The sequence below is a fragment of the Nonomuraea sp. NPDC003709 genome (genome assembly GCF_040610775.1).
Lineage (GTDB): Bacteria > Actinomycetota > Actinomycetes > Streptosporangiales > Streptosporangiaceae > Nonomuraea > Nonomuraea angiospora_A.
In genome coordinates, this window is record NZ_JBEXMW010000030.1 from 36,996 (window position 1) to 51,678 (window position 14,683).

General features: G+C 73.6%; 11 protein-coding genes. 1 reads left to right on the forward strand and 10 read right to left on the reverse strand.

Annotated elements, in window-relative coordinates; translation table 11 throughout:
* Positions 1 to 36: 36 nt before the first annotated feature.
* The 10 genes from ABZX61_RS55215 to ABZX61_RS55260 all read right to left on the reverse strand — a co-directional run bounded on the left by ABZX61_RS55215 (position 37) and on the right by ABZX61_RS55260 (position 10,926).
* Positions 37 to 183, reverse strand: coding sequence for a hypothetical protein (locus ABZX61_RS55215; protein WP_350733003.1), 147 nt, complete (start codon positions 181 to 183; stop codon positions 37 to 39).
* A gap of 53 nt (positions 184 to 236) precedes the next feature.
* A complete protein-coding gene (locus ABZX61_RS55220; RefSeq protein ID WP_355208748.1) occupies positions 237 to 2,609 on the reverse strand; it encodes a lantibiotic dehydratase in 2,373 nt (790 codons plus the stop codon).
* A gap of 2 nt (positions 2,610 to 2,611) precedes the next feature.
* The gene (locus tag ABZX61_RS55225) at positions 2,612 to 3,469 is read right to left on the reverse strand and encodes a thiopeptide-type bacteriocin biosynthesis protein (RefSeq protein ID WP_355208564.1); all 858 of its coding nucleotides are present in this window, start codon (positions 3,467 to 3,469) and stop codon (positions 2,612 to 2,614) included.
* A gap of 68 nt (positions 3,470 to 3,537) precedes the next feature.
* The gene (locus ABZX61_RS55230) at positions 3,538 to 6,393 is read right to left on the reverse strand and encodes an AAA family ATPase (protein ID WP_355208567.1); all 2,856 of its coding nucleotides are present in this window, start codon (positions 6,391 to 6,393) and stop codon (positions 3,538 to 3,540) included.
* Between the two features lie 117 nt (positions 6,394 to 6,510).
* Entirely contained in the window at positions 6,511 to 6,696 is a 186-nt protein-coding gene (locus ABZX61_RS55235; RefSeq protein ID WP_355208569.1) for an aroma-sacti cluster domain-containing protein, read from the reverse strand.
* The gene (locus ABZX61_RS55240) at positions 6,654 to 7,373 is read right to left on the reverse strand and encodes an iron-containing redox enzyme family protein (RefSeq protein WP_355208572.1); all 720 of its coding nucleotides are present in this window, start codon (positions 7,371 to 7,373) and stop codon (positions 6,654 to 6,656) included. The genes ABZX61_RS55235 and ABZX61_RS55240 overlap by 43 nt, the downstream gene beginning before the upstream one ends.
* Positions 7,370 to 8,353, reverse strand: coding sequence for a radical SAM protein (locus tag ABZX61_RS55245; RefSeq protein ID WP_355208575.1), 984 nt, complete (start codon positions 8,351 to 8,353; stop codon positions 7,370 to 7,372). Before ABZX61_RS55245 ends, ABZX61_RS55240 begins: the two co-directional genes overlap by 4 nt.
* The gene (locus tag ABZX61_RS55250) at positions 8,353 to 9,432 is read right to left on the reverse strand and encodes a hypothetical protein (RefSeq protein WP_355208578.1); all 1,080 of its coding nucleotides are present in this window, start codon (positions 9,430 to 9,432) and stop codon (positions 8,353 to 8,355) included. The genes ABZX61_RS55245 and ABZX61_RS55250 overlap by 1 nt, the downstream gene beginning before the upstream one ends.
* Positions 9,432 to 10,085, reverse strand: coding sequence for a GAF domain-containing protein (locus ABZX61_RS55255; RefSeq protein WP_355208581.1), 654 nt, complete (start codon positions 10,083 to 10,085; stop codon positions 9,432 to 9,434). The genes ABZX61_RS55250 and ABZX61_RS55255 overlap by 1 nt, the downstream gene beginning before the upstream one ends.
* Before the next feature lie 10 nt (positions 10,086 to 10,095).
* Positions 10,096 to 10,926 carry a S8 family serine peptidase gene (locus ABZX61_RS55260; RefSeq protein WP_355208583.1) on the reverse strand — a complete coding sequence of 277 codons (831 nt, stop codon included), beginning with the start codon at positions 10,924 to 10,926 and terminating at the stop codon, positions 10,096 to 10,098.
* Between the two features lie 167 nt (positions 10,927 to 11,093).
* Between ABZX61_RS55260 and ABZX61_RS55265 the strand changes: the two genes are divergently transcribed.
* Positions 11,094 to 14,165 carry a BTAD domain-containing putative transcriptional regulator gene (locus ABZX61_RS55265; RefSeq protein ID WP_355208586.1) on the forward strand — a complete coding sequence of 1,024 codons (3,072 nt, stop codon included), beginning with the start codon at positions 11,094 to 11,096 and terminating at the stop codon, positions 14,163 to 14,165.
* Positions 14,166 to 14,683 lie beyond the last annotated feature (518 nt).

The window sequence follows — 14,683 nt, forward strand, 5'->3', positions numbered from 1 at the left end:
ACGCCGCCTGTTCGCGGCGCCCCTGGCGATCGCGGTTCAGCAGGTCCCGGTGCACATTCCGCTGCACGGGTCGGTGAACGCGGGGTCCGAAATGCTGTGGACCTCGAGCTCGTCGACCAGTTCCTCGACGTCGTCCTGGGGCTCGGGGATGTCCTGGGGCTCGGGGGCGGTGTTCTCGGCCATGGCTGGGCCACCTTTCTCTCTTGCCTTGACGGGGTGTTTCGGCATCCGGCCGGTCACGTCGTGCCGGCCGAAATCTGGGCAGCGGCGGCCGCCAGCGCTGTGGGCGGCACCGCGTGGGGCAATCGAACGGCGACCTCCGCGGCCACCCGCTCGGTACCGTGGTCCGACACGCTCAGCTCGTCGGCCGCGGGCAACATCTCCGTGACGGTGAGCTCGTCCCCGGCCGCGAGCTCCTTCAGGGCCTGCTCGAACACCCGGACCGCGCGCACGCTTTCCAGGTCGCAGGCCAGCGGCCGGTATCCGGACGGGCCGGCGACGAACACCCACCGGGGCAGCCCGAGCCGGTCCCGAAGCCTGCTGAGCGCCCGGAGCCCGGCCAGGTCTCCGCCGCCGGCGACGTCCAGCCGATCGGCGGCGATCCGCCACTGCGCGGCGGAGACCACCAGCGATCCCGCCACGGTGATCCGGGGGACGAAGGAGCGTCCGGGGAACGCGGTGAGCGAGCAGCGCAACCGGCGGAAACGGGGGGCATGCTGCTGGGAGTCGGCGCACAGGATCCGGGTCAGCACGCTCCACGGCGTCAGGGGGCTGCGCGTCGCATGGGTGCAGATCCGTACGGGTCTCCCGGCGTGGGAGATCACGACCCGATCCGCTTCACGATGCGCGGTGAGCTCTCCCAGCGGCAGGTACCGCGCCGCTCCGGTGCGCCACGTCGTGCCGTAATGGCCGGGGTCGGGGTCGCCGGTCCAGAGGGAGGTGTACCTCGGCCTGCGGATCGCGTTGGCTGCCTGCGATACCAGTGGCGGAATCAGCAGCTCCACTGACGGTACGCCACTGATTCGGTCGAGCTCGGCGAGAAACGCCCGGTAGGCGTCGGCGGCCGGCACCGTCCCGTGCAGCCGCCGCAGCGTCTCGACGAAGCGCGCGTCGAGGACCGCGGCCGGGCCGGCGTTGTCCAGCACCCACCCGCCGCCGGGGAGCGGGCGGACCACGCAATCGACCGGCCAGGTGATCGGGGCGTCCGGTGCCCCGACGGCGTCGAGCATCGCCGGGGTGATGTCGATGACGGGTGCCGCGTCCGGCGACGCGGCCATCAGGTCCAGGAGCCGCGCGTAGCCGGAGCCGGGGCGGTGCGCCGGCGGCCAGGCGTTCTGCGGGAGAGCGCCGCGGTTCAGCTCTCCCTCCTCGGTCCGGGCCGCCAGCTCCTCGGCGAACACGTCCATGACGGGGCGCGGTCGCGGGCCGATCCGTTCCCGCAGCCTGCTCTCCGGCCTGGGCTCGTCCTCGCCGATCAGCAGGCCGAGCCTGCGGTACTGCTCGAAGGCCCGCTGCAGGGCCGCCAGGTCGGCGGTGAAGGCGCCGTCGGCGCGCCGGTACACGTCGACGAACCCGGCACCGGCGTCGGAGGCGGTCGAGCCGGAGGTCTTCTCCCATCGGCCGCGCCGCTGTCTCAGCGGCGCCGAGACCTCCAGCACGCCGAGCCGGACGAGCTTGCCGACGAGACCCGGGGGCGAGCCGGGCTCCAGCGCGGACACCGGTCGGACGCCGGATCGCAGGGCCTCGACGATGCGGTCGAGCGCGGGGCTCCGCCGCAGCCGGTAGGCGAGCAGGTCGGGCGTGGCGGAGGTCTGATCGACCGTCCAGACCGCGAGGCGGTCGCCCTCCACCCGGTGCAGGGGCGTCATCGACAGCCGGTGATCCCGGCGCAGCCGGTCCGCGGCCGATCGTGCCAGCTCCAGCCTCCTGGCGTGCACGTTCTCCGTCCAGTCGACGGCGACCTGGCCGTTCACCGAGAGGCCGGGCGACTGTTCCGCCATGGGCACCAGTGACACCTGGCCAAGCCAGGTCCGGGGGGTGGTCTTGACCGCGCCGCGGGCGATCATCCGCCAGAGGTAGTCGCTGCGCCTGCGCAGCTTCTTGGAGGTCCACGGCTCGCCTTGGGCCAGCCGCCGCTCGATGTCCGCGAGCACGTCGGAGGGCAGGCAGGCCCGGCCGCCGGGCACGGAGCCGAGCAGGTGCCACGGTGCCGCCAGCAGGCGGTCGTGCTCCTTCTCGACCTGGGCCCCGGCCTGCTCCTCCAGCCGCAGGAGCTCGCCGGACAGCGAGGCCACGCGGTCCAGGTGGGCGGTCAGGCCCGGGGCCGTCACGATCTCGCGCAGGCGGCGGGCCTGGTCGCCGGTGAGGGCCTGGCCCTGATGCAGGCGGCGCCGTACGGCGAGGACCGCCCGCCGTGCCGCGGCCGGCAGCTCCGGCCTCGGCACCACCTCGTCCCCGAGCCGTCCGGCGAGGTCGGACGCCTCCCGGAGGTAGTCGTCATGGATGTGGTTCAGCGCGCGTACGCACGCGAACAGGTCGGGGGAGGAGGCCTCCAGCCAGAGCCGGATGGGCAGCCCCGCGACGCGGAGCACGGCCGATTCGCTCATCATGGTCACCGCGCGTCACCCTCTTCACGGGCCAGCAGCGCCTCGGCGATCAGGGCCTGCCGCACCGACGGCAGGTTCGCCCGGTTCCAGTGGAAGATGACCAGGTACGACGCCACCGCGCGCGGTCCCATGGCGGCCGATCCGCTCTCGAAGTAGTCGCGGAACCAGCGCTCGCCCTCCTGCCGGACGACCTGCCGGTGGTCCTCGGCGAGGTCCGCCGCGTCGGGGGACAGCTTGGCGGCCAGCGCGTCGGGCGACGGCCAGACCTCCCGCAGCGCGGCGGCCAGCCGCGCGAACCGCGGATCCGCGACGGCGCTCGCGGCGAGGGGGCGGTGCCGTCGTACCCGCTCCCAGACTCCGAGATCCTCCCAGCCCACGATCTGCAGCGCGCCGAACAGCGACCGGAGCAGCAGCAGCGACATCGCCCACGAGGGGCCGGGGTTGTGACCGGCCAGGCGGAGCCGGTGGTAGTCGAGCCAGGCCAGCGAGTCGGCGGTGAAGACCCGATGGACGCTGCGCATCGACTCCGGCCCGCCGAACAGGTACGTCTCCGGCTCGTACACGCCGGGACGCCAGTCGCCGAGCACGCCGTCCCTCCGCCAGGCGGTCAGCCGGTCGCGCACCAGCGCGTCGAGCTCGGGCGACGCCGGCCGGAAACGGATGCGCAGGCCGGGGGGCTTGTGCATGAAGAAGAAGTCGCGGGCCAGCCCGTCGCGGACGGCCTGCCGGGCGGTCCCGGCCAGCTCCGCGTAGAGGTCGCCGGACCGCTCCCGAATCGGCGTGAGACCGAACTGGAGCCAGCGCTCCGTCGTGTCCTCCAGGACCGTCCCCGGCAGGACCTCGGATTCCGCTGTCCGCTTCATTCGCCCACCTCCTCGGTGCCGTCTCAACGATCGTCAGGGAGGGGCTTCAGAGTCGGTTCATAGTCGGCTCATACGAGCGCGTCGATCGTGCGCATGGCTCTGACGTCGCGTTTCACCTCGGCGTCCGCCCTTGCGAGGCCGGCCACCCGTTCGGCGAGCCCGCGGTCCCGGCAGCCGGCCGCCAGCCGCAGCGACACGAGCAGGGGCGTGAGCCGGGCGCCCGCGCCGCGCACCCCGTCGAGGCGGGCGCCGGCGCGGGCCACGTGCTCGGCCGCCGCGTCCGGGCGGCCCTCGCGGAGCGCGGCGGCCGCGGCGGCCTGCTCGATCAGGACCTCGACGTCCCAGCTGCCGGCGCTCTGTGCGACAGGCGGGCCCGCATCGGGCGGGTCGTACCCGCCGAACGTCGCGTGCCAGAGCCTGGCCGACTGCGCGCCCGCGCTGAACCCGATCGCGTCGAACCGCCGGATGGCGCGCTCCAGGGCCTGCCCGGCGCCGTCGTGGTCGCCGTGCCGTTCCGCGAGGGTCGCCCGGAACATGTCCAACCCGGCCAGGCCGGGCTGGTGCCCGATCCCGGCCAGGATGGACCGGCCCTCGTCGAGCAGGTTCGTGGCGGCGGCCGAGTCGCACGTCATGTCCGCGAGCAGGGCCGCCGGGCAGCCGACGGCCGCGCGTACCGTGTGGGCGTCCTTGAGCTCGGCGTGCAGTTGCGCGCAGATCGCCGTGGCCGCCGGGGCGGGGGTGTCGCCGTAGGCGAGGCAGAGCGCCAGGTTCCCGTAAATCTCGGTGGCGCCGAAGCACCAGCGCGCCCGCCGCGCGTGGCCGAACGCCTTGTGCAGCACGCCTTCGGCCGTCACGTAGTCGCCGTCCTCCATGTGCCCGATGCCTTCGAGCAGCAGCACCCTGGCGTACGCCGCCGGGTCGTCGGCCCGGTACGCCAGCTCGCGCGCCTGGCCGATCAGGGACCGGTGCCATCGCCCGGTCATCGTGGAGCGGGCCACCGCCTCGTTGAGGGTGAGCTGCACCGCGGCCGCCAGATTGTCGTCGGTGTCCCAGCGTTTCCTGGCCTCCGCGATCCGGGCCAGGGTCTCGTCCGCCCGTCCGGCGGCGGCCGTGGCGTACGTCTCGACGGCCGCGATCTCCAGTTCGAGGCCGGGCAGGCCGGAGTCGAGCCGGCCGACCTGGCTCGCGGTCTGCAGCGCCATCGACAGGTCGCCGCGCGAGACCGCGAACTGGGCGGCGGCGCACAGAGCACGCGCCGCGCGGGCGGCGGCGTGCCGCTCCTCCGGCCCGCCCGGGCGCAGTTCGAGCCAGGCGGCGTGCGCGCGCCCGGCGTGCAGGGCGCACAGCTCGATCTCCGACGGATGGCGGTCGACGCGGGCCTCGGCCAGGTCCGCGACCTGGGCGTGCACGTGGGCGCGGTCGGCGAGCGGCAGCCTGCCGTACGCGACCTCGGCGACGACCGGCGACTCGACCTCCAGCTCGCCGGCCGGGCCCGCCCGGGTGACCAGCAGCCCGTCGCCGAGCAGCTGGGCGAGCGTCTCGTCGAAGGTCTGGTCGAGCGGCGGGTCCAGGGCCGCGGCGACCTTCTCCAGATCCCCGGCGACGCAGCCGCCGCCGAGCGCGCCGGCGATGGCGAGCAGCCGCTGGGCGTCCACGCCCAGCTGGTCGAGGCGGGCGCCCACCGCCGCCTCCGCGCTCGGCGCGATGAGATCGGTCCGGCCCTCGGCATCCACCTGCAGGTGGACGAGCTGTTCGAGGTAGAGCGGGTTGCCGGCGCTGCGCCGGGCGAGGTCGTCGCTCAGCGGGAGCGGCCCGAGCCGGGCGGCGACGGTCTCCGCCAGCTCCTGGGCGTCCGCCGGGCCGAGGGGCGGGACGCGCAGCGTGGTCACCGGCCCCCGGGTCAGCGGCGGCTCGTCCACCCGGCCGCTGAGCATCAGCACGGCCCGGACGTCCAGGTCCGGATCGTCCAGGCCCTCCGCGAACTCCCGCACCGCCGGGGACATCCACTGGCAGTCGTCGAGGACGAGGACGACCGGACGCCGCTCCGCCGCCTCCCGCAGCAGCTCCCGCAGCGTCCAGAAGATCTCCTCCTTGCCCTGGGGCCCCTGCCCCCTCGGCACGTCTCCCCCCAGGGCCGCGGCCAGCTGGTAGAGGGGCCAGTAGCCCAGCCGCCGGCCGTCGCGCCGGCAGCGCAGGGTCAGGAACCGCGCGTCCGGCGCCATCCGCCGCGCCGCCTCGGTCACCAGCCGGGACTTCCCGACGCCCGGCTCGCCGGACAGCACCACGGCGGGGACGCCCGGCCGGCGCAGACCGTCCCGCAGCGCGGCGACGAGCTCGTCCAGCTCGGAACGGCGGTCCACCATCGGCGTGCGCGCCTCGTCGGCGTGTCCTTCCGGGGTGTCGGCGATCTGCCAGGCCCGCAGCGGCCGGCTGAAGCCCTTGGCCGCGATCGGCTCGATGGACCTGGTGGGTACGGCTCCCCGTACGAGCAGCCAGGTCCGCACGTCCATGACGATGCCGTCGGCCGGCGCGGCGGCCTGGAGCCGGGCGGCGCGGTTCATGACCTCGCCGATCGCGAACGAGGAGTCCCGCTCGGAGAGGGCGACCTGTCCCGAGGCGATCCCGAAGCGGACCGAGAAGTCCACCCCGCGCGTACGGCGCAGGTCGGCGGCCTGGCGCGCGATCCTCTCCAGGGAGACCCGGGCACACGCCACCGCGCGGACCGCGTCGTCCTCGTGGGTGGCCTCCACCCCGAAGACCGCGACCACGGCGTCCCCGATGAACTTCTCCACCCGGCCGCCCTGCTCGGTCGCCGCCCGGCTCACGTCGGCGAAGTACGTGGCCAGCGTGCCCTGCCAGACCTCGGGGCTGAGGCCGCGCGCGAGCTCCGTCGAGCCGGCCACGTCGCCGAAGAGCACGGTCACGAACCGCAGGGTGGTGCGGGGGGCGGACGCGGGGGACAGGGCACTGCCGCACGACATGCAGAAGCGGGCGGCGGCGGGGTTCTCACCGCCGCATTGAGCGCAGGGTCGCATCACCGGTCACCAGCACCAGCCGCCGCTCGCGTACGCATGCGCTTCGACGTCCGCGGCCTCCTCCATGCGCGCCTTGATGGAGGCGAGCACTTGGAGTTCCTCGTCGCTGAGCGACTGCAGCACCGCGATCTGCTCCTCTGACGCGGTCGTCAGGTCGAAGCCGGCGGCTTCCAATTGGTCGATGGTCGCCATGACCTCTCCTTTCCTGCGGCGTTCGCGCGCAGTTGGACGGCGTCGACGAGCTGCGCCAGGCCGTATGCCGTGTTGAGTGCGCTCAGGCCGATCAGCGACTCCGCCTCGGGGGTGAGCGGGAGCCCGTCGATCGCGCGCCACAGCTCCTCGCGGTGCGTGCCGTCCACGACGGCATGGGTCACCAGCGTGCGGAACGCGTCCAGCGGCAGGCCCGTGCGCCGGGAGAGCAGGGGCGCCAGATCGGGTGGGGGAGGGTAGCCCTCCAGGACGGCGACGTGCCCGAGCAGCGCCACCGGGTGGGCGTGCCTGATCCAGTAGTACTGGCTGCCGACCACCGCGGCGACGCAGGGCGGCGGCGGGTCCGTGAACAGGGTCTCGGCGTCGCCTCCCGCGCGGGCGTAGTCGTTCACCACGTCCTGGTCGTGGCCGTACTCCTCGTGCACGTGCCCGGCCAGATAGACGGCGACGCCCCGCGCGATCTCGTCGTCGCGGGCCAGGCACGCCGTGGTGGCGTCGAGGATGAGCGGTACGGTCGCGCGCAGCATGCCGTGCAGGGCCCTGAGCCATTCCAGATAGAGCTCGCGCGGTGCGGGATGCCGCCACATCCGCTCCGTCCTGGCCAGCAGCGCGGGCATGACGAGGTCGATCTTGGCCATCAGGCGCAGGCTGGTGGTCATGTCCCGCCTCCCCGGCCCATGAGGGCGGTCAGCAACCGGGCCCCGTCGTCCCCGGCGGTCTCGTGCAGGCGCCAGCACAGGCCGCAGACGTCCGGGTAGCGGGCGCGGGCGAGCGCGGCGAACGGCGGCAGCCGTACCAGGTCGTCCGGCCGGACCGAACCGACGGCGCGCAGCAGCGGGTCGTCGCGGAACGCGGCCAGCGCGGCGCGCACCTCGGCCGCGCCGGTCGCCCGCCGCCGCAGTCCCTGAGGGCCGCCGCCCGTGATGACGCTCTCGTTGCAGCAGCCCGTGATCACGCCGTCATAGCGGACGGTCGGCGACGCGGTCAGCGGGCACGCGCCCAGCTCGGCGACGCCGTGGCGGCGCCCGATGGCGAAGACGCCGCTGCCCCGGCCCGCCCGCAGCGGGGTGATCAGCGTGATCTCCGCGCGCCGGGACCAGTCGTCCCCCAGCGTGTCGCGGAGGATCCCCTCGGCGAACGGCACCGCGCCGGGCTCGTCCAGGAGCTGGAGGACGATGTGGCAGCCGGCCCGCGCCGCGTGCTCGACGGCGCGGCCGAACCGCCGCCGGTCGACGGCGGCCTGGTGGAAGCGGTCCGTGCTGAGGATCACGGTCGAGGACCGTTCCAGCACCCGCGTGATCCACCGCGGGCATCGGGGCCCCGACGCCCAGTGGCCGCTGGAGAAGAGCACGACGTCCTTGCCCGCGTCCGAGAACGCGTCCACGGCGAGGATCAGCCCGCGACGCTCGGCGAACGGCTCGCCGCCGGAGATCGCGACGGCCTCGATGCCGGGTTCGGCGCAGATCCCCGCCAGGATGTCCGCGAAGAGGCGGTGGTCGGTGATGCGCGGGCCGGCCGGGAGCGCGGCGACGGAACAGTGCGCGCACCCGACCGGGCACCGATCGGTGAGGTAGAGCAGCACGGTGCGGCCACGCGTACGTCGCAGCCGCTCGATGTCCGCTAGCCTCAACCGGCGCATCACCGCTCCCGACCCTCCCAGCCGAGCGTCACCAGCTCGCTGTAGCGCGTGATGCCGTGGCGGCGGGCGAAGCCGTACGGGCCGTGCCGTTCCACGAGACCGCGTACGGCGCTCTCCATCGCCGGACCGGCAGGCGAGTCCAGATACCCGGCGACCCGTTCGCCCAGCCCGCGGTCCTGATGCAGGGTGACGCAGACGTCGCAGTAGCCGGGAGCGGCGGCGCCCGATCCGAACCGCGCCTTCGCGTAACGCGGCCCGAACATCCGCACGGCCCGCGCCAGCGGCCGGTCCAGGTGGCGCCGGCGCAGCACCGGCCAGGGATCCTCATCGGCGTGCCCGAGCACCAGGTGCGGTGGGCGGGCGGCGGCGGCGAGGTCGTCGTTGCAGCAGGTGAGGACCGTTCCGTCGTAGGTGACCAGCGGCCAGGCCGCCATCTCGCACGGCGCGGGCGCGGCGGGCAGGGTTTTCGGGCCGGCGCGCGGGCCGTCCAGGGTCTTCGCGCGCCCGACCGGCCGGAGCGGCACCACGAGCATGGGCACCTGGTCGGCGAACTCCTCCCGCACCTCGCGCACCAGGTCCGCGACGTAGGGGTCCGCGCCGCCGTCCCCGGTGATCTGCACGCTCACCTGCGGCCCCCAGGAACGGATCTCGTGCAGCACCCGGAAGGCCGCGCGCCTGCTCACCTCCCGCTCGTGGAAGCGGTCGAGGCTGACCGCGAAGTGATCGACCGCCGAGATGGCCGCCCGCAGGGCGGGCGGCACCGCGTGCCCGTCCCGGGCGAAGTACAGCCCGGACAGCAGGTACGACCGCGTCCCCGACAGCCGCGCCGAGTCGGCGAGGTCGCGCACCAGCTGCGGCCGCAGGAGCGCCTCACCCCCGGACATGGCGATGAACTCCGGATGCTCCTGCCTGGTGAAGGACGCGACCAGCCGCCGGAAAGGCCGTTCCGCGTGCTCCGCGCCGTCCATGGCGGACTCCGTCGAGCAGTGCGCGCACGACAGCGGGCAGCGGCGGGTGAGGGCGAGGAAGACGCCCGCGGCGGGCACGGCGCGCAGCACCGCCATCTCGGCCAGATGCATCAGGTCGCTCCGTGGCCGGTGGTGGCGGTGACGAACTTGCTCAGCGCGTTGAGCAGCTCGTCCACCGCGGTGTCGGAGGCCTCCGTACGGCTGAGCGCGATCTCCAGCCGGCTCCAGGGGGTGAGACCCTCCCTGGCGCTCCGGGTCAGCGAGCGGGCGGCGGCCATGAGCGTGAGCGTGATCGCCGTCTGGGCGGCCAGCTCGGTGAACAGGTCGATGGCCGCCATCTCCCCGAACCGCTGCAGCGCCGGGTCGAGCACCTCCATCACGCCGATCGTGCGGTCCTCGAGCTCCAGCGGGGCCGCCATCAGGATCTTCGGCACGTATCCGGTGCTCTGCGCGAACTCCCGGTCGAAGCGCGGATCCTCCTGGACGTCGCTGAGCAGCACGGTCTCGCCGGTCTGGAACACCCACCCGGCGACGCCGCGCCCGGTCGGGATGGCCACCCCGAGCAGCCGGTCCTCGCCCTCCCCGGACGACGCCTCGAACACCAGCCGGTCGCGCCCCTCGTCGTACAGGAACACCGACGCGGCCGACGCCGAGAACGTCAGCCGGGCGAGCCGTACGGCCGACCGCAGCAACTCGTCGTGCTCGGTGGGACGCAGCAGCCTCCCCAGCGAGGAGGTCAGGGAATCAGGGATGCCCACGCCCATGGTGGCCTCCTCAGGTCCGGTTGTTCGCGACGGCCGCCAGCACGTGCTTGAGCTGGCCGGTGGCAAGGCCCGGGTGCCGCTGCAGTACGCGCGCGCACAACCCGGTGATGTGCGGTGTGGCGAAGCTGTTGCCGGTCAGGCGCGAGGTCCCGCCGCCGGGCAGCGGCACCTCCACCCCGATCCCGCGCGCGAAGAACTCGGCCGGGGGCTCCGGGTTGCACTCGATGTGCTCGGCGAGCGCCAGGGTGTGCGAACCCACCGAGATCACGCTCGGGAAGTGCCACGGATAGCTGCGCACCGGCCGGTTGTGGGCGGAGGCCACGATGGTGACCCCGGCGAAGAACGCCCTGTCCACGAGATCATGCAGGGCCTCCTTGTGCTCGGCGCGACGTGTCGACAGGCTCAGGTTGACCAGGGAGAAGCGCTGCTCGATGGCCCACTCCAGCGCCGCCAGCAGCACCTCGCCGCGGCCATGCAGCCCGCTGCCGAGCACGCGGACGCTGGTCAGCTCGCAGTCCGGGGCCATGGCCCGGATGACGCCCGCGCAGGCCGTCCCGTGGCCCGCCTGGTCGCCGACCTCGTCGGGCACGACCTCCAGGCCGTCACCCGTCACCGCGAGCGGGGTGATGGGCCTGGTGAAGACCGGGTGGGGCGCGTCGACCCCGCTGTCGATCAGGCAGACCCGCACGCCGGAGCCGGTGGCCGACCCCCAGGCCCACTCACGGGTGATCGCGCAGGGCAGCGCCAGCCGGGCCGAGTCCATGACCGCGCCCCGTGAAGCGTGCGCCAGCCGAAAGGTCCGCGGCGGCGGCGCCTCCGCGACAGCCGGAAAATCAGCCATTGCCCACCCTCAGCGTCATTGTTCTGGCTCCGAGTAAATAGTGGGAGAGGGCGTTCATAGTTACTTCAGAGTCCGATCAAAGCGCCGTCGGAGACTGATTTCGAGGTCTTGAGAAACCCCAACGCGTGACAGACCATGAGAGCGAAATCCATACCGGAGTGTGACTCATGTTGGAGTTCCGCTTGCTCGGCGCCGTCGAAGCCTACTCGGACGGGCAGCGCGTCGGACTGGGCCCACGCAAACAGCGGCTGACATTCGCGGTTCTGGCTCTGGAGGCCAACCATCCCGTCACGGTGGAGCGGCTGGTCGAGCTGAACTGGCCGGGGTCCCGCCCGCGGACGGCACAGCACGCGATCCGGGTGTCGGTCTCCCAGCTGCGCTCGATCCTGGCCCGCGCCGACCCCGCCCAGGCCGAGGCCACGCTGACGGCGCAGGGCGCGGGATACGTCCTGCGCACCGACCCGGAGCGGATCGACGCCCATCGCTTCCGCGGCCTGGTGCAGCGGGCCCGGGCGGAACCCGACGACGAGCGCCGGGTGGCGCTGCTCGACCAGGGCCTCAGCCTGTGGCGCGGTCCCGTGCTGGCCGGGGCGGCGCCTCCGGAGACCCAGGAGCGCCTGGGCAGCGGCCTGGAGGAGTCGCGGCTGGTGGCGCTGGAGGACAAGATCGACGCCGGGTTACGGCTCGGCCGCCACCGCCAGCTGCTGGACGAGCTGACCGAGCTGACCCGATGCCATCCGTTCCGCGAACGGCTGACCTGCCAGCTGATGATCGCCCTGTACCGCAGCGGGCAGACGCACACGGCCCTGGAGGAGGCCAGGAGAGCCCGCCGCCGCCTGGCCGACGAGCTCGGCATCGACCCCAGCCTCGAACTCCAGCGGCTCGAGGTGGCCATCCTGCGCAACGACCCGGTGCTGCTGCCGCAGCCCGATCGCGTCCTGGCGGCCGGACCCGCGCCGCCCGCCGTGCCGGCGCAGCTGCCGCGCTCCGTCTCCGACTTCACCGGCCGGGCCGGGCAGCTCAGGTGGCTGGACGAGCACGTTCAGGACCACACGAGCACGCCGGTCACGATCGCGATCACCGGCGCCGCCGGGGTCGGCAAGACCGCCCTGGCCCTGTACTGGGCGCACCGGATCCGCGATCGTTTCCCCGACGGCCAGCTCTACGTCGACCTGCGCGGCTTCGCCACCGGGCCGCCGATGCGGCCGGAGCAGGCGCTGGCCCGCCTGCTGCGTTCCCTCGGGGTCGTCCCCGAGCAGGTGCCCGCGGACGCGGACGAGGCGGCCGCCCTGTACCGGACCCTCCTGGCCAGCAAACGCGTCCTCGTCCTGCTCGACAACGCGGCGACGCCGGAGCAGGTCCGCCCGCTGCTCCCCGGCGCCACCGACTGCCTGGCCCTGGTGACCAGCCGGGACCGGCTGAACGGGCTCGTCGCCCTCGACGGCGCCCGGCCGCTCCCGCTGGCCGTGCTGGACCCGGTCGAGGCGCGGACCCTGCTGGCCCGGATCCTCGGGGCCGACCGCGTACGTCAGGAGGCGGACGCCGCCGCCAGGCTGGCGCTGCTGTGCGACTACCTGCCGCTCGCGCTCCGGATCGCCGCCATCAACCTGTCCCGGCAGCCGACGCGCGCCATCATCGACGGCGTCACGGAGCTCGCGGGAAGCGACCGCCTGAACGCCCTGCAGGTCGACGGGGACGGCCGGGCCGCCGTGCGGGCCGCGTTCGACCTGTCGTACGCCGCCCTCGACGAGCCGGACCAGCGCCTCTTCCGGCTGCTGGGCCTGAGCCCGTGCCCCGACCTCACCCCGCAGGCCGCCGCGGCGCTGGCCGCCGCCCCTGCCGACCAGGTGCGGCGGGCCCTGGACCGCCTGGAGCGCACGCACCTGATCCTGCAGACCGCTCCGGGCCGGTACGGGTTCCACGACCTGATCAGGCTCTACGCCCGGGACAACGCGAACGGGGCCGAGCGGACGAGCGCACTCGCGCGCCTGTTCGACTTCTATCTCCGGGTCGCCGACGAGGCCAAACGCCTGCTCTACCCGCAGGCCCTGCAGCTGGCGGGACCGCCGCGCCAGCAGTCCCCGCTGACGTTCGAGGGGCCCGCGAGCGCGCTGGCGTGGCTCGACGCGGAGCGCTCCGGCCTCATCGCGGCCATCACGTACGCGGCCGCGCACGGCCCCCGGGAGGTGGCCTGGCGGCTGGCCGACACGCTGCGCGGCTACCTGTCGCTGCGGCGCGACCCGAACGACTGGCAGGCCGTCGCCGAGGCCGCCCGCTCGGCCGCCGGCCTGGACGGGGACCTCACCGCCCAGGCCGCCACCGAGCTCAGCATGGCGCAGGTCTTCCAGAGCCGGGGCATGCATCCGCAGTCGCTGAGCCACTACGCGCAGGCGCTGAAGCTCGCCCAGCGCTCCGGGTGGCGCGAGTGCGAGTGCGCGGTGCTCAACAACCTCGGCAACGTGCACTGGAAGCTGGGCTCCCTGCAGGAGGCCGCCGACCACTACAGCCAGGCCATCGCCATCGCCCGGCAGACGGGCCAGCGCACCATCCACGCCACCAGCCTGGCCAACCTCAGCATGGTCTACCGCAGCCAGGGGCAACTGGCGCGGGCGGCCGAACTCCAGCACGAGGCCCTGGCGCGTTACCAGCAGGCCGCCTACCGCAACGGGGAGGCGATCGCGCTGGAGAACATGGGCGAGATCTACCACGATCTCGGCGAACTCGACCGCGCGCTGGACTACCTCGACCGCGCCCTGCCCATCTTCCGCCAGTCGGGCAACCGCTACGGCGAGGTCCTCGTCCTGAACACGCTGGCCGCGGTCCACCGTGACGCCGGCCGGTACGACAGCGCCCTCGAACTCGCCGACCGCGCGGTGGAGCTGTCCGTCGCGATCGGCGACCGCCGGGCCGAGGCCGACACGCTCAACACCCGGGCCACCGTACGCACTTATCTCGGGCGCCCGGAGCAGGCCGCCGAGGAGCACGGCAGAGCGCTGGCCATCGCCCGCGAGGTCGGCAACTGGCAGCCCCGGCTGGAGTCCCTCATCGGGCTGGCCGGCGCCCATTGCGATCTGGGGAACCTGGAACAGGCGTCCGCCCACGGCCACGAGGCGCTCAACGACGCGCGCCGCCAGGGGTTCCGCCAGCTCGAGGAGCAGGCGCTCACCGCCTTGGCGGCCGTCCAGATCCGCGTCGGCGACCGGGAAATCAGCGCGGCATTGTCCGTCGATTCAGAATGAATAATTTGGCATATTTCGGTAGGCCGGCTTATTGCCTGACGGGGCTTTGGCATTTACCTTGGAAATATGAGGAAAGCAGCGATTACCACGCTCGGTGTACACGACGACACCAATAATTCTCACGACTTCGTCGAACTGCCTCGACGGTGAATTCCAACCGCGGGTAAATCTGCCGTTAAATTTTCCGCCCGTCGTACGCCTGCGACGAAATTCGCCGCGGCGATATCTCTCGCGGCGGGCCGGCACGCGACTCGCGCGGGTTCCGCCGCCGCCCGGCGGTGCCGCTGATCAGCGTCTCGACGCTCACGGGCACGAACCGCCCGCCGTCCCGCATGATTCGTCCGTCCTCCCCATGGCCCCGCGACCGCGTCCGGCGCGGGCCGGGGAGAGGGTGGGACGCGGCGGCCGGGCCGACGGCGGCACCGTCCGGGGCGTCGTCGGAAATCACCGGCGGAAACACGGCCGCGGCACGCCATCGTCCATTCTGTCTACCGTGCCGTCGCCCAAGGCGCGGCCCG

Bases quoted from the DNA above. Each gene is read 5' to 3' on its own strand.
- ABZX61_RS55215 (WP_350733003.1), bottom strand. From the start codon at position 183: ATGGCCGAGAACACCGCCCCCGAGCCCCAGGACATCCCCGAGCCCCAG.
- ABZX61_RS55220 (WP_355208748.1), bottom strand. From the start codon at position 2,609: ATGATGAGCGAATCGGCCGTGCTCCGCGTCGCGGGGCTGCCCATCCGG.
- ABZX61_RS55260 (WP_355208583.1), bottom strand. From the start codon at position 10,926: ATGGCTGATTTTCCGGCTGTCGCGGAGGCGCCGCCGCCGCGGACCTTT.
- ABZX61_RS55250 (WP_355208578.1), bottom strand. From the start codon at position 9,432: ATGCATCTGGCCGAGATGGCGGTGCTGCGCGCCGTGCCCGCCGCGGGC.
- ABZX61_RS55245 (WP_355208575.1), bottom strand. From the start codon at position 8,353: ATGCGCCGGTTGAGGCTAGCGGACATCGAGCGGCTGCGACGTACGCGT.
- ABZX61_RS55235 (WP_355208569.1), bottom strand. From the start codon at position 6,696: ATGGCGACCATCGACCAATTGGAAGCCGCCGGCTTCGACCTGACGACC.
- ABZX61_RS55240 (WP_355208572.1), bottom strand. From the start codon at position 7,373: ATGACCACCAGCCTGCGCCTGATGGCCAAGATCGACCTCGTCATGCCC.
- ABZX61_RS55265 (WP_355208586.1), top strand. From the start codon at position 11,094: ATGTTGGAGTTCCGCTTGCTCGGCGCCGTCGAAGCCTACTCGGACGGG.
- ABZX61_RS55225 (WP_355208564.1), bottom strand. From the start codon at position 3,469: ATGAAGCGGACAGCGGAATCCGAGGTCCTGCCGGGGACGGTCCTGGAG.
- ABZX61_RS55255 (WP_355208581.1), bottom strand. From the start codon at position 10,085: ATGGGCGTGGGCATCCCTGATTCCCTGACCTCCTCGCTGGGGAGGCTG.